Origin of the sequence: Mesorhizobium sp. M0058 (genome assembly GCF_040323095.1) — a bacterium.
In the GTDB taxonomy this organism is placed as follows: Bacteria; Pseudomonadota; Alphaproteobacteria; order Rhizobiales; family Rhizobiaceae; genus Mesorhizobium.
Map to the genome: position 1 here is coordinate 159,957 of NZ_JAMYUQ010000006.1, position 13,366 is coordinate 173,322.

At 62.7% G+C, this 13,366-nt stretch carries 12 protein-coding genes and 1 other RNA gene; 11 read left to right on the plus strand and 2 right to left on the minus strand.

Going from position 1 to position 13,366, the window contains the following annotated elements; all coding sequences use genetic code 11:
* Window positions 1–91: 91 nt before the first annotated feature.
* Entirely contained in the window at window positions 92–4,051 is a 3,960-nt protein-coding gene (locus tag NKJ75_RS12005) for a hydantoinase B/oxoprolinase family protein (RefSeq protein ID WP_352499720.1), read from the minus strand.
* Between the two features lie 177 nt (window positions 4,052–4,228).
* Between NKJ75_RS12005 and NKJ75_RS12010 the strand changes: the two genes are divergently transcribed.
* The 7 genes from NKJ75_RS12010 to NKJ75_RS12040 all read left to right on the plus strand — a co-directional run bounded on the left by NKJ75_RS12010 (window position 4,229) and on the right by NKJ75_RS12040 (window position 8,211).
* Entirely contained in the window at window positions 4,229–4,426 is a 198-nt protein-coding gene (locus NKJ75_RS12010) for a hypothetical protein (protein ID WP_023668260.1), read from the plus strand.
* A gap of 209 nt (window positions 4,427–4,635) precedes the next feature.
* Window positions 4,636–5,355 carry a J domain-containing protein gene (locus NKJ75_RS12015; protein ID WP_023744594.1) on the plus strand — a complete coding sequence of 240 codons (720 nt, stop codon included), beginning with the start codon at window positions 4,636–4,638 and terminating at the stop codon, window positions 5,353–5,355.
* Complete coding sequence (locus NKJ75_RS12020) at window positions 5,352–6,119, plus strand: N-acetylmuramoyl-L-alanine amidase (protein ID WP_352499721.1); 768 nt, start codon at window positions 5,352–5,354, stop codon at window positions 6,117–6,119. The genes NKJ75_RS12015 and NKJ75_RS12020 overlap by 4 nt, the downstream gene beginning before the upstream one ends.
* Before the next feature lie 184 nt (window positions 6,120–6,303).
* Window positions 6,304–7,008 (plus strand): lytic transglycosylase domain-containing protein, encoded by a 705-nt coding sequence (locus tag NKJ75_RS12025; RefSeq protein WP_023729353.1) that lies wholly within the window; start codon window positions 6,304–6,306, stop codon window positions 7,006–7,008.
* Between the two features lie 50 nt (window positions 7,009–7,058).
* An RNA gene (gene rnpB, locus NKJ75_RS12030) (RNase P RNA component class A) lies at window positions 7,059–7,456 on the plus strand.
* A 180-nt stretch (window positions 7,457–7,636) separates the two neighbouring features.
* Complete coding sequence (locus NKJ75_RS12035; protein WP_023735972.1) at window positions 7,637–7,921, plus strand: type II toxin-antitoxin system ParD family antitoxin; 285 nt, start codon at window positions 7,637–7,639, stop codon at window positions 7,919–7,921.
* A gap of 125 nt (window positions 7,922–8,046) precedes the next feature.
* Window positions 8,047–8,211: a type II toxin-antitoxin system RelE/ParE family toxin gene (locus NKJ75_RS12040; protein WP_245259999.1), complete on the plus strand. Its 165-nt coding sequence runs from the start codon at window positions 8,047–8,049 to the stop codon at window positions 8,209–8,211.
* Window positions 8,212–8,220: 9 nt separating this feature from the next.
* On the opposite strand, the gene NKJ75_RS12045 is transcribed toward NKJ75_RS12040, so the two are convergent.
* Window positions 8,221–9,336, minus strand: coding sequence for a cystathionine gamma-lyase (locus NKJ75_RS12045; RefSeq protein ID WP_023735971.1), 1,116 nt, complete (start codon window positions 9,334–9,336; stop codon window positions 8,221–8,223).
* Window positions 9,337–9,738: 402 nt separating this feature from the next.
* On the opposite strand from NKJ75_RS12045, the gene mraZ reads away from it, so the two are divergent.
* From mraZ to NKJ75_RS12065, 4 genes are read left to right on the plus strand one after another with little or no spacing between them, the layout of a single operon-like run.
* Window positions 9,739–10,212: a division/cell wall cluster transcriptional repressor MraZ gene (gene mraZ / locus NKJ75_RS12050; RefSeq protein WP_023682144.1), complete on the plus strand. Its 474-nt coding sequence runs from the start codon at window positions 9,739–9,741 to the stop codon at window positions 10,210–10,212.
* On the plus strand, window positions 10,209–11,225 hold the full coding sequence (gene rsmH, locus NKJ75_RS12055; RefSeq protein ID WP_023714771.1) for a 16S rRNA (cytosine(1402)-N(4))-methyltransferase RsmH: 1,017 nt from the start codon (window positions 10,209–10,211) through the stop codon (window positions 11,223–11,225). Before mraZ ends, rsmH begins: the two co-directional genes overlap by 4 nt.
* 4 nt (window positions 11,226–11,229) lie before the next feature.
* A complete protein-coding gene (gene ftsL / locus NKJ75_RS12060; protein ID WP_023682142.1) occupies window positions 11,230–11,622 on the plus strand; it encodes a cell division protein FtsL in 393 nt (130 codons plus the stop codon).
* 14 nt (window positions 11,623–11,636) lie between these two features.
* Window positions 11,637–13,361, plus strand: coding sequence for a peptidoglycan D,D-transpeptidase FtsI family protein (locus NKJ75_RS12065; RefSeq protein WP_023833906.1), 1,725 nt, complete (start codon window positions 11,637–11,639; stop codon window positions 13,359–13,361).
* Window positions 13,362–13,366: the final 5 nt, after the last annotated feature.

Sequence of the window (13,366 nt, forward strand, 5' to 3'; positions counted from 1 at the left end):
AATGTTCGTCACCCGGTCATGGGTACTTATCCTCAAAACGCAATTCTCGCGCGCCCAGATTGTCCGTTGATCGGCACCTAGCAAGACTCCGTCATTGCTTGCCAAACCCGCCCGGCGTCGGCGTCGTCAGGATGACGGCGTCGCCGGCGTCGAGCACGGTCTGGTCGCAGGCCTTCAGCGTCTCGACGCTGCCGTCCTGGCGGCGGACCTTGGTCGAGCCGACCTCGCCGTCACCGCCGCCATCGAGGCCTTGCGGCGGGCGGTTGCGGTGCGAGGACAGGATGGCGCATTCCATCTTTTCGAGGAAGCGGATGGTGCGCCTGGTGCCGTCGCCGGCGCTCCATTTGCCTTTGCCGCCGGAACCTTCGCGGATGTGGAAATCCTCGAGCATGACGGGAAAGCGCAGTTCCAGCACTTCCGGATCGGTGAGGCGCGAATTGGTCATGTGGGTGTGGACGCCGGATGTGCCGGCAAAGCCGCGGCCGGAGTTCATCCGGCCTGCCGGCGAGCCGGAGCAGATGGTCTCGTAATACTGGTACTGCTTGTTGCCGAAGGTCAGGTTGTTCATCGTGCCTTGCGCATTGGCCATGGCTCCCATGGCGCCGAACAGGGCGTTTGTGACATGCTGCGAGGTCTCGACATTGCCGGCGACGACGGCGGCGGGGTAGGCGGGCTTCAGCATCGAGCCGTCGGGGATGATGATGTTGATCGGCCGCAGGCAGCCGGCATTCATCGGGATCATGTCCTCGACCATGACACGGAAGGCATAGAGCACGGCTGCGCGGGCGACGGGCTCGGGCGCATTGAAATTGTTCTTCTCGACCTTCGACGTTCCGGTGAAGTCCACGGTCGCCTCGCGCTTTTGCCGATCGACGGTAATCTTCACCTTGATCACCTGGCCAGTGTCGGTCGGGTATTCGTACTCGGAACTATCTGGCAGCCGCTCCAGCACGCGGCGCACGCTTTCGGCGGCGTTGTCCTGGACATGGCCCATATAGGCTTCGACGACGTCGAGGCCGAAATGGGCGACCATCTTGCGCAATTCCGCCACGCCCTTTTCATTCGCGGCGATCTGCGCCTTGAGGTCGGCGATGTTCTGGTGTGGGTTGCGGGCAGGATAGGCGTGGTCGGTGAGCAGCGTGTGCAACTCCGTCTCGCGGAATTTTCCACGATCGACAACGCGGAAATTGTCGAACAGCACGCCTTCCTCGTCGACCGTGGTGGCAAGCGGCGTCATCGAGCCCGGTGCCGTGCCGCCAATATCGGCATGGTGGCCGCGCGAGGCTACGTAGAAGATTACTTCCTCCCCCCTTGAGGGGGAGGTGGCGGCGGAGCCGCCGGAGGGGGTCGTTGCGGCAGTGCTCGACGCTCTTGTGGTGCCTTCTGAGAGGACCCCACCCGGCCGCTGCGCGGCCACCCTCCCCTCAAGGGGGAGGGAAAACACCGGCGTCACCACGGTGATATCAGGCAAATGCGTGCCGCCATTGTAGGGGGCGTTCAGCGCAAAGACGTCGCCGGGATGGATGTCGCCGGAGTTCAGCCGGATGATGGTTTCGACCGAGCGGTCCATGGAGCCGAGATGCACCGGCATGTGCGGCGCGTTGGCGACCAGCGCTCCATGACGGTCGAAGACGGCGCAGGAAAAGTCCAGCCTTTCCTTGATGTTGACGGAATAGGCGGTGTTCTGCAGCGTGACGCCCATCTGCTCGGCGATCGACATGAAGAGGTTGTTGAAGACCTCCAGCATCACCGGATCGGCTTCGGTACCGAGGGCAGCCGTGCGAACTTTCCGTTCCGTGCGGCGAATGACGACGTGATTGAGGTTGGTGATTTCGGCCTGCCAGCCCGGCTCCACGACGATGGTCTGGTTCGGCTCGATGATCAAAGCGGGGCCTGGGACCAGATTGGATGGGCGCAGGTTTTCGCGGCGATGGATGCCGGCCTCATGCCAGCGGCCCTCGGTGTAGATGCGCCGCGTTCCCGACGCACCCGCTTCAACCATTGCCGGTCCGGCGGGCGCAACGGCTTCGGCCGTGGTCTCGACGATCTCGGCGCCTTCCACGCCAACGGTCTCGACGATCATCGGCTTGTCATCATAGACGAACCCGAACTGCGCCTTGTGGGCGATTTCGAAATCGCGCCTGGCCTGGAAGATCGAGTCGCCTTCGAAATTCACCGGCAGCGTGGTGTCGGTGCCGTCATAGCGGATGTGCAGCACCGGCTTTGCCGCAATCTTGTCCTCGGCGATGCCTTGCGCTGCCAATTCGGCGATGACGGCTTTTTTCAACGTGCCGACGAGGCTGCCGATCTGGGTCCTGGATTCTTCGGCAAGCGGCTTCAGGAGCGCCTGCTGGCGCGACGCGAAAACCGACGACAGGCCGATACCATAGGCTGAGAGCAGACCGGAGAAGGGGTGGATCAGTACCGCCTCCATGCCGAGCGCGTCGGCAACCAGGCAGGCATGCTGGCCGCCGGCGCCGCCAAAACAGTTCAAGAGATATTCGGTGACATCGTAGCCGCGCTGCACGGAGATCTTCTTGATAGCATTGGCCATGTTTTCCACCGCGATGGTAACGAACCCTTCGGCGACGGCTTCCGGCGTGCGGCCATCGCCGATTTCGGCGGCGAGCGCAGCGAATTTTTTATGCACGGCGGCGACGTCCAGCGGCTGGTCCTGGTCTGGGCCGAAAATTGCCGGGAAGAAATCGGGCTGCAGCTTGCCCAGCATGACATTGGCGTCGGTGACGGCCAGCGGGCCGCCGCGCCGGTAGGCGGCGGGGCCGGGATTGGCGCCGGCGGAATCCGGGCCGGCGCGGAAACGGCCGGCTTCGTAGTGCAGGATCGAGCCGCCGCCGGCAGCGACGGTATGGATGCGCATCATCGGCGCACGGATGCGCACGCCGGCGACCTCGGTGTCGAAGGCGCGCTCATAATCGCCGTCATAATGGGCGACGTCGGTCGAGGTGCCGCCCATGTCGAAACCGATGACTTTCTCGAATCCGGCGAGTTTCGCCGTCTCGACCATGCCGACGACACCGCCGGCCGGGCCGGACAGCAGCGCGTCCTTGCCCTGAAACATGTCGGCGGCGGTAAGCCCGCCCGACGACATCATGAACATCAGGCGAGGGTTTTCCCTCCCCCTCGAGGGGAGGGTGGCGGCGGAGCCGCCGGGTGGGGTTGGATCGACCGGGCTCAGCGCATTGGCGGTGCCTTCCGAGAGGACCCCCTCTGGCCGCTTTGCGGACTGCCCTTCGCTATGGCTCCGGGCGTTCGTCGCTGAAAAAGCCAAATCGTTGGCTTTTTCTCGGCCTTTGGCCGACCGCTCCTCACCCTCCAGAAGTGGGGAGATTGGCGTCGCGCCCAGTTCTCCCGCTACTCTTTGCACATAGCGCGACAGGATCGGCGACAGATAGGCATCGACCACGGTGGTGTCGCCGCGGCCGACCAGTTTGATCAGTGGCGAGACTTCATGGCTGACCGAGACTTGGCTGAACCCGATCTTGCGGCAGACTTTCGCCACCGCCTTCTCGTGGTCGGGATATTTCCAGGCATGCATGAAGACGATGGCCACCGCATTGATGCCGTCGGCCTTCGCCTGTTCGATGGCGGGCCGGCAGGCGGCGATGTCGAGCAAGCGCTCGACCTCGCCATTGGCGCGCACACGCTCGTCGATCTCGATGACCCGCTCATAAAGCTGTTCGGGAAGAATGATCTCCTTGGCGAAGATGTCTGGCCGCGCTTGATAGGCGATCTTCAGCGCATCGCGAAAGCCCTTGGTGATGAGCAAAAGCACACGGTCGCCCTTGCGCTCCAGCAGCGCATTCGTGGCAACGGTGGTACCCATCTTGACGTCACCGACCAGGCCCGGAGGAATAGCGGTGCCGGATTTCAGCCCCAGAAGCTCACGGATACCGGCTATGGCCGCGTCGGGATAGGCTTCGGGATTTTCCGACAGGAATTTCCTGGGATGCAAACCGCCTTGCGGATCACGTCCGATCACGTCGGTGAAGGTGCCGCCGCGGTCGATCCAAAAATCCCATTTCTTGTCCACGCAGAACTCCGGCATTGCATTTGGGTCCAGACTGTTAGTTCGGCATCGCCCGGCCCGCAATCGGTAGTGCGCGGATGTTACATCAGGAAACGCAACGTTACGAAACTCATGGCCGTTTGATGCATTTTGCCTTCGACCGTTCACCGCAATGTGAGCGTGTGTTGAAGGAGAGATGTCATGAAAAAGCTCATTCTTGCTTCCGTTTCCGCCCTGGCCCTGTTCGGCGTTGCCGCCTGCAGCGACAGCGGTACGGATAACACCACCACCCAGAGCACCAATCCGCCAGCCGCCGAGCCCATGAAGCCGGCGACGCCGGATGCACCGAAGCCTGCAGAACCGGCTCCGGCAACACCTGCTCCTGCCCCCGCGCAGTAGCAGCAGTCTCGGTCACTTTGACGTGACGAGAGAGGAGGCCGGCTTCGCGCCGGCCTTCCTGCGTTTAGGTCGATTCGGGGCTCAAGGGTCTTGAACCGGCTCTTTCCTACGGTTTGGGATCTGGCGCGTCGGTTGCTTGCGTGAATTCGATCCCCTCTGCGGCGCTGTCTTGGCTTGATAGCGATGGCCGGCGGCCCTAATAAGCGCTCATGTCGATTTGGGATCGCCTCGGCGACTTCATCAACCGCGTTTCATCTTCAGCCACGTCCGGCGTCGCCGATGTGGTCGAGGCCGTGCGCACGGTTTTCTCCGGTGACGCCGATCTGCGCCGGCGCGTCGCCTTCTCTGTGGCGATGATTGCGCTGTCAGCCAAGATGGCCAAGGCCGATGGCATCGTCACCCAGGACGAGGTTCGCGCGTTCCAGGAAATATTCGAGGTGCCGCGAGAACAGACCCGCAATGTGGCGCGGCTTTACGATCTGGCCAAGCGCGACGTCGCCGGGTTCGAGACCTATGCCGAGAGTATGGCGCAGATGTGCGGCTCGGGCCATTCGAACTGCGTCATGCTGGAAGACATACTCGACGGTCTGTTCCATATCGCCAAGGCGGACGGGCTGGTGCATGAGCGCGAAGGGATTTTCCTGCACCGTATTGCCGAGATTTTCCGCATCGACGAGGTGCACTATGAGGCCATCCTGGCCAGGCACGTCAATCTCGGCGCCGGCGATCCCTATATCGTGCTCGGCATTGAGCGCGGGAAACCGTTCGAGGAGGTCAGGAAGCGATACCGCAAGCTGGTCTCCGACAATCATCCGGACCGGCTGATCGCGCGCGGCCTGCCGCAGGAATTCATCAAGATTGCAACGACCAGGGTCGCGGCGATCAACGCGGCCTATGAAATGATCGAGCGGGGCCTCAGGCACGCATGAGCGGCTTCCCGCCCGACGAGCCAAGCGCGGAGGTCAGGGTATCGCCGAATTTCGGCCCGCGGCGCGAAACGCTCAGGCCCGACATGATCGTGCTGCACTATACCGGCATGGCGACGGGTGCTGCCGCGGAAGCCTGGCTGTGCGACCCCGCAAGCGAAGTCTCGTCCCACTACCTCGTCCATGAGAACGGTCGCATCATCCAGATGGTGCGCGAAAGCGACCGCGCCTGGCACGCCGGTGCAAGTTCCTGGTTCGGTCGTCGCGACATCAACTCCTGTTCGGTCGGCATCGAAATCGTCAATCCCGGCCATTCGCTCGGCTATTCGGCCTTTCCCAAGCGGCAGGTGGAAGCGGTGATCCGTCTTTGCCTTGGTGTCATCGAACGCCATTCCATTACGGCGCAAAGGGTGCTTGCCCATTCCGACATCGCGCCGGGGCGCAAGATCGACCCGGGCGAGAAATTCCCCTGGAAGGCGCTGTTTGCGGCCGGGGTCGGCCATCTCGTGCCTGCGGCGCCGGTCCGGCGCGGCGCGGTGCTGAAAGCCGGCGATACCGGCGCCGAGGTCGAGGCACTGCAGTCGATGCTGGCGCTCTATGGCTATGGCGTCGAGATATCAGGTGTCTTCGACCGCCAGACCGAAATCGTCGTCGAAGCTTTTCAGCGGCATTTCCGACCACGCCTGGTGGATGGCGTCGCCGACGGCTCTACGTCTAGCACGCTGCAAAGCCTGCTGACTTCCCTTAGGTCAGTTGCGTCTAAATAATCTTTTCCTGATATCAAAGTTACAGCCTGTCACTGAAAGTGAATTGCCTCGCCTTGTTCGACACAAATTCCGCCCTCAAAGGCAGTTCGTGCAAGTTATCGGACCTCCAGCCCCCCGGATGCTCCGATATTGATTAGGCGTTGCTGCGTGAAGATCTTCGCGCGGCCAAACAGAACAGGACCACATGCAGAAATTGACCGTTGTAACGGCAGCTATTGCTGCCGGAGTAATGACTTTTGCCTTCAGCACGGCCGATGCCGCACCAGTGAGCCAGAGGGCAGACCAGGGCTTCATCGCCGCACCCGCCAAGGCCACCATGACGAAGGCAAACCCGAAAGCAAAAAGGGCAACCACCGCGAAAGTGCGCAAAGCAGCCGTGGTGAAGGCCAGAAAAGCCACGGCCAAGAGGCATTTTAAGCGCAACAGGAAGAGCGTCGACCTGACGACGACCGCATCGATCCGCCCAAGCACCGCTGCGGAGTCGACTGCGGCAGCCGCGCTTGGCGGCCAGTATTCGGCAATCATTGCCCGCTATGCTGCGGCCGAAGGCGTGCCGGTGTCGCTGGCCCAGGCGGTCATCAAGATCGAGAGCAACTACCGGCCGAACATCGTCGGCAGCGCGGGTGAAATCGGCCTGATGCAGATCAAGCCGGCAACGGCGCGGATGATGGGGTATAGCGGCTCGGCCAAGGGTCTGTTCGATCCCGACACCAACATCAAATACGGCATGAAGTACCTTGCCATGGCGCGCAATCTCGGCGGCGGCACCACCTGCGGCACGATCCTGAAATACAATGCCGGCCATGCCGCGACGCGGATGAACCCGGTGTCGGCGGCCTATTGCGGCAAGGTCAAGGTGCAGTTGGCGGCATTGGGATCGCCGGCATAAGTCTGCTTTTTCATTTGCGTTTTGGAACGTGAACCCCTTTATACGCTCTGCCAGCTGGCCGGGCGGCCGCACCCGCAAAGCCGAAAGGCTGCGGGTGAGGAAAGTCCGGGCTCCATGGAGACACGGTGCCGGTTAATGGCCGGCGGGGGCGACCCCAGGGAAAGTGCCACAGAAAGCAAACCGCCACGATTTATCGGGGCAAGGGTGAAAGGGTGGGGTAAGAGCCCACCGCGCGACTGGCAACAGGAGCGGCACGGTAAACCCCACCGGGAGCAAGACCGAATAGGGACGGTGCGAGGGGAAACCTTCGAGGGCTGTTTCCGGCTCACCGTCCGGGTAGGTTGCGTGAGGCGCATGGCAACATGCGCCCAAGATGAATGGCCGCCACGTTCTCGCCCCGAAAGGGGCGAGGGCCATACAAAACCCGGCTTACAGGCCAGCTGGCAATTTCTCCCCCATATCGCGATTAATCCTTTGGATCAGCAGTCTGCGCCTTCGGGCGCAGCTGGCGATTCAGGTGCTTGAGCGATTGAATCAAGTACGCATGCTGGGGTCGAGACAAACGCATCCTTGAAGCTGGTACGATTTAATCGTACCATGATTGTCATGGTTTGATCAGGAGCGCATCATAGGTCACGTCGACAAACGCAGCATCACGCTTTCGCCGGAACTGGCGGCGGCGGTCGACGATGTCGTGGCCGCCGGCGAATATGCCTCGGCCAGCGAAGTCATCCGTGATGCGCTGCGGCAATGGAAAGACCGCCGCGATCTTCTCGGCTACACGGTCGAGGAATTGCGCAGGCTGATTCAGGAGGGGATCGACAGCGGACCGGCGGTGGACGGCCAGCCCTTCATGGACCGGCTGCGAGCCAAATATCAGAGGATGTCGGAAGCTGCAGGCTCGGAAGAGTGAAATATCGGCTGCTTCCTCAGGCGATATCAGATGTCGAAGGCATCGGTGACTACATTGCGGAACATAGCCCAAAGGGAGCCATGCGCCTTGTGGACGCTTTGGAGAGGCGCTAGACACTGCTCACCTTGCACCCGTTCTCAGGTGCGCCGCGCGATGATATCGCGCCCGGCATTCGTCATCTGATCGTCGGCGAATATGTCACTCTGTATCGCATGGGCGAAGACGCGATCGAGATCGTCCGCGTTTTGCACGGCAGGCGCGATATTGGCGCCGACGACTTGGTGACCTAATCCACCAGTTCAGACGCCGATCTTGTCCAGCGATGCCTCGATCGCCTGCCAGAGTTCTTCCACCGGCTCGCAGCCCACCGACAGGCGCACGAAGCCGGGCGGAACCGAATCTCCTCGCTTGGCCCGCCGCTCGGCGGAGGTGTGGACACCCCCGAACGACGTTGCCGCCTGCATCAGCGTGCAGTTGTTGATGAAATCCTCGGCCTTTTCCTGGGAGAGGAGTTCGAAGGACACGAGGAAGCCGAAGCGCTCCATCTGCGCCCGGGCGAGGTTGTGCGACGGGTCGCCCTCCAGCCCGGGGTAGCGCAAGCCGCTAACGGCGCGATGGTCTTTCAGGCGCTTCACGATCACCTCGGCAGAAGAACACATGCGGTCGAAGCGTACGTCCAGCGTCTCCAGGCCGCGATGCACCAGCCAAGCCTCGAACGGGCCGGGTATGCCGCCCGCGGTCTCGCGCCAGCCGGTGACGGCCGCGATGATATCTGGATTGCGGCTGGCGACATGGCCGAACAGCACGTCGGAATGCCCGTTGGCCGCCTTGGTGTCGGCAGCAACGATGATGTCGGCGCCGAGATCGAGCGGACGCTGGCCGAACGGCGTCATCGTGGTGTTGTCGACGACGACGATCGCGCCCGCTTGGTGCGCGGCCTCGGTGACGGCTGTGATGTCGCAAATGTCCAATCGCGGATTTGACGGGGTTTCAACGTAGACAAGGCGGTAGCCGTCGAAGCCGCCGTCGAGGAATGTAGCTGTCGGCCGCAGATCATAGGCGACGCCGAAGGGCTTGAGGAAACGTTCGGCCAGCGCGCGTGTGGCATGGTAGCCGTCCGAAGGCAAAAGCACGCGGTCGCCGGATTTCAACAGGCCGAAAAACACCGCCGAGATTGCCGCCATTCCTGAGGGGAAGCCGACGCATGGCGCGTCTTCCAGATGCGCCAGCATGTGCTCGACCGCATCCCAGGTGGCGTTGCTGTAACGGCCGTACTGACTGTAGCCGGCGCCGTCGCCCGGGTTGTGGAAAATAGCGGCCATGGTCAGCGGCAATGGGATGGGGTCGCCTTTGACAAGTCCGTCGCGACGCAGATGGGCAAGGGAGGCCGCGCGGGACCTGGCTGTTTCGGACATGGATTTCTGACCTTGTTGCTCAGCGAAAAGACTGACGACGCTATTCGCGGCAGTGATGCGCGGCAAGCCGCTTCCGCTTGGGCCAGCCCGCTCTAAACGGTTCGTTAGGCTTAATGGGAGATAAAGACGGGAGTGTTGTCAGAGCTGCTCTCACCGGTTGTGGCGCGCGCGTTTGTGAAGCCTGTTCCCGTTGACGCCCATAGTGCCCCATGATATCCCATTTCGATACCAAAGCCTTCGTTCCGCGTCAGGGTAAAGCGTACGCCAATCGGGCAGCCGCGGCGGCTGTGCGTTTGCGGCGTTTTGCCGCTGGGAGCGAAGCGGATTTTCGGCAGGGGACGCGCTTCGGCGCGGACGAAAACATGGAGAGGGGTGCGGCGGCGGAAGCGGCTGCAGCGTGTCATGGACCGGTTTCTGTCAAGCGCGGTGAACAGGATCGATGCGAAGGGGCGGGTCTCCGTTCCGGCGCATTTCCGCGCGGTCGTGCAGAAGCGCGGCTATTCGGAACTCTATGCGCTGCGCGGCCTGGACGTGCCTGCGATGGATGTCGGCGGGCTCGATCTGCTCGACCGCTACGAGCAGCGCATCGCGCTGGAAGACCCTTTTTTGCAGACGGCGGACGATATGTCGTTCTTCTGCCATGGCGACGGGACGTTCCTGAAGCTCGATCAGGATGGCCGCATCACGATGAGCGATTTCATTCGCGAGCATACGGGCATCACGAGCGAAGTGGCCTTTGTCGGCCGTGGCAATTTCTTTCAAGTTTGGGAGCCTGGACGGCTGGCCGCCTATGGGGCGCAGGCGCGCGCTCGGCTTTTGCAGCTTCGGCAGGGGACGAAGGCTCACGAGGCCAAGGCTGGGGAGCGGCCGGAATGATGGCGGATCACGGCGATGATCTTAGCGCCGTTGGCGGACCGGTCCGCCACATTCCGGTCCTCCTCGCCGAAGTGCTGGAGGCGCTCTCACCCAAAGCCGGCGATGTGATCGTCGACGGCACGTTTGGCGCCGGCGGCTACACCAAGGCGATCCTGGCGAGCGGCGCCTCGGTGGTGGCGATCGATCGCGATCCCGATGCGATTGCCGCCGGGCGCGGCCTGGAACAGCAATCCGGCGGCAGGCTGAGGCTGGTGCAGGCGCCGTTCTCGACGCTGGACGAACAGGTCGAAAGCGCCGACGGCGTTGTCCTCGACATCGGCATTTCCTCCATGCAGGTCGACCAGCCCGAGCGCGGCTTTTCGTTCCGCACGGACGGGCCGCTCGACATGCGCATGGCGCAGGCGGGTTTGAGTGCTGCCGACGTCGTCAATTCGTTCAAGATAGGCGACCTTGCCCGCATCTTCGGCTTCCTCGGCGAAGAGCGGAATGCCGGGCGCATTGCCCGCATGATCGAGTCACGCCGCGAAAAACGTCCGTTCGAGCGCACGCTCGATCTCGCCGACGCCATCGAAACGCATATCGGCCGCGCGCCGAAGGACAAGATTCATCCGGCCACCCGCGTCTTCCAGGCGCTGCGCATTTTCGTCAATGACGAGCTGGGCGAATTGGCCAAAGCCCTAATGGCGTCCGAGCGGGTATTGAAGCCCGGCGGGCGGCTTGCGGTGGTGACGTTCCATTCGCTGGAAGACCGCATCGTCAAGCGCTTCATCGCCGACCGCGCCGACGTCGCCACCGGCTCACGTCATTTGCCCGAGGCGCACGCGCGCACTGCGACCTTCCGCAAGGCTGGTGGCGGCGTGACGGCAGGTGATGCCGAGGTCGCTGCCAATCCGCGGGCGCGCTCGGCTAGGCTGCGTACCGCCATCCGCACCGAGGCGCCGGCGCGCGCCGGTGATCTCACCATTTTCGGCCTTCCAAAGCTTCCCGGCATCCAGGCGCCGCGAGAGAGGTGAATACGTGTTTCGAACCAGCGACATAGTCCTGATCGCCGTCATGGTCTCGGCCGCGGCCCTGACCTACAAGGCCAAGCGCGAGGCCGAGGAACAGCTGGCTTCGGTGCAGAAGATCGAGGCGCAGATCCGCTATGAGGAGGACACGATCGACCTGCTCAAGGCCGACTGGAGCCTGCTGACCCAGCCGTCGCGCCTGCAGAAGCTGGCTGAAATCTACAAATCGCAGCTCGCACTCGAGCCGGTCAATGCGCGGCAGATCGTCGGGCTCGACGACCTGCCGGCAAAACCGCTCAACATCGAGGACCTGTCGTCGCAGCGGCTTGGCGGCATGGCCGACAATTCCGGCAAAGGACCAGCCGACAAGGATCCCGTGGTGACCGGAGCCATCGTCCAATGATCGCTGGATTTCCAATGCGCGCCAAACTTCCGTCGGTCGGCAAATTGCTGAAGCGCCACGCACGGACCGGCGAGGACGGCTCCATCGTGGTCGAAGGCGCGCGCAAGGCGACCGGCGGCAAGGCCAAGACCCGCATCGTGATGACGATGGCGGTGTTCTTCGGCATTTATTCGACCATCGCCGGGCGGCTGGTCTATCTCGGTTTCCAGTCCCCCGACATGTCGAATGGGCCGCAAAGCCGGGTGACGGCGTCGCGTCCCGACATCGTCGACCGCAACGGCGAGGTGCTGGCGACCGACATCAAGACGGCATCGCTGTTTGCCGAGCCGCGCCGCATCGTCGATGCCGACGAGGCGATCGAAAAGCTGTCGACCATTCTGCCAGATATCGACCCCGAGCAGACCTATCACAAGCTGAAAAGCGGCGCCGGCTTCGTCTGGCTGCAGCGGCAGCTGACGCCCAAGCAGCAGGCCGACATCATGCAGCTCGGCATTCCCGGAATCGGCTTTCGCACCGAAAAGCGCCGCTTCTATCCTGCCGGCGTGACCTCGTCCTACATTGTCGGCCTCACCAACATCGACAATCAGGGCATCTCCGGCATGGAGAAATACATTGACGAGCAGGGCCTGAGCGACCTGCAGGCCTCAGGCCTTGCGATCGCCAAGGATCTGAAGCCGGTTCAGCTGTCGATCGACCTGCGCGTCCAGCATGTGGTGCGCGACGAGATTGCCGCCGGCCTCGAGCGCTATCGGGCCATGGGCGCCGGCGCCGTCGTGCTCAACATCAAGACCGGCGAAGTGGTGGCGATGGCCTCGGTGCCGGATTTCGATCCGAACAATCCCTTCAATGCGCAGGACAAGGATCGGCTGAACCGCATGTCGGCCGGCCTCTACGAGATGGGCTCGACCTTCAAGAGCTTCACCTCGGCCATGGCGCTCGATTCCGGCAAGGCGAACATGAACAGCCGTTTCGACGCCTCGCACCCAATCCGGGTCGGCCATCAGGCCATCCACGATTTCCACGGCAAGAACCGCGTGCTGTCATTGCCGGAGGTGTTCCTTTACTCCTCCAATATCGGATCGGCCCGTGAGGCCGAAATGGTCGGCATCGAGGGGCACCGCGAATTCCTGCATCGCCTTGGCCTTCTGGACAGGATGCAGACCGAACTGCCTGAAGTCGCCCGCCCGACCGAACCGAAGGTCTGGAAGCAGGTCAACTCCTTCACCATCGCCTTCGGCCATGGCGTGTCGACGACGCCGCTGCAGGCGGCCGTCGGCTGCGCGGCGCTGATGCAGGGCTATTTGATCCCGCCGACTTTCCTGGTCCGCAGCGAGCAGGATGCCATGGCGGTGGCCAAGAGAGTGGTCAGCGAAAAGACTGTGGAGGGCATGCGCTACCTCTACACGCTCAATGCCGAGAAAGGCTCGGCCAGAAACGCCAGGGCCCCCGGCTACCGCGTTGGCGGCAAGACCGGAACCGCCGAGAAGGTGATCAATGGCCGCTACTCGAAGGAACTGAATTTCAACACCTTCGTCGCCGCCTTCCCGATGGACGATCCGCAGTATCTGGTGTTTACGATCGCTGACGCTCCGCACCCGGAAAAGCCCGGAATGACCGACGTCGCCGCCAACAATGCGGGTGTCATGGCCGGAAACATCATCAGGCGGGCAGCCGCCATGCTTGGCGTGAAGCCAGATTTCAGCCATGAAAATGGCGCAACGCTGGTTTCCTATCAGTGATTCTT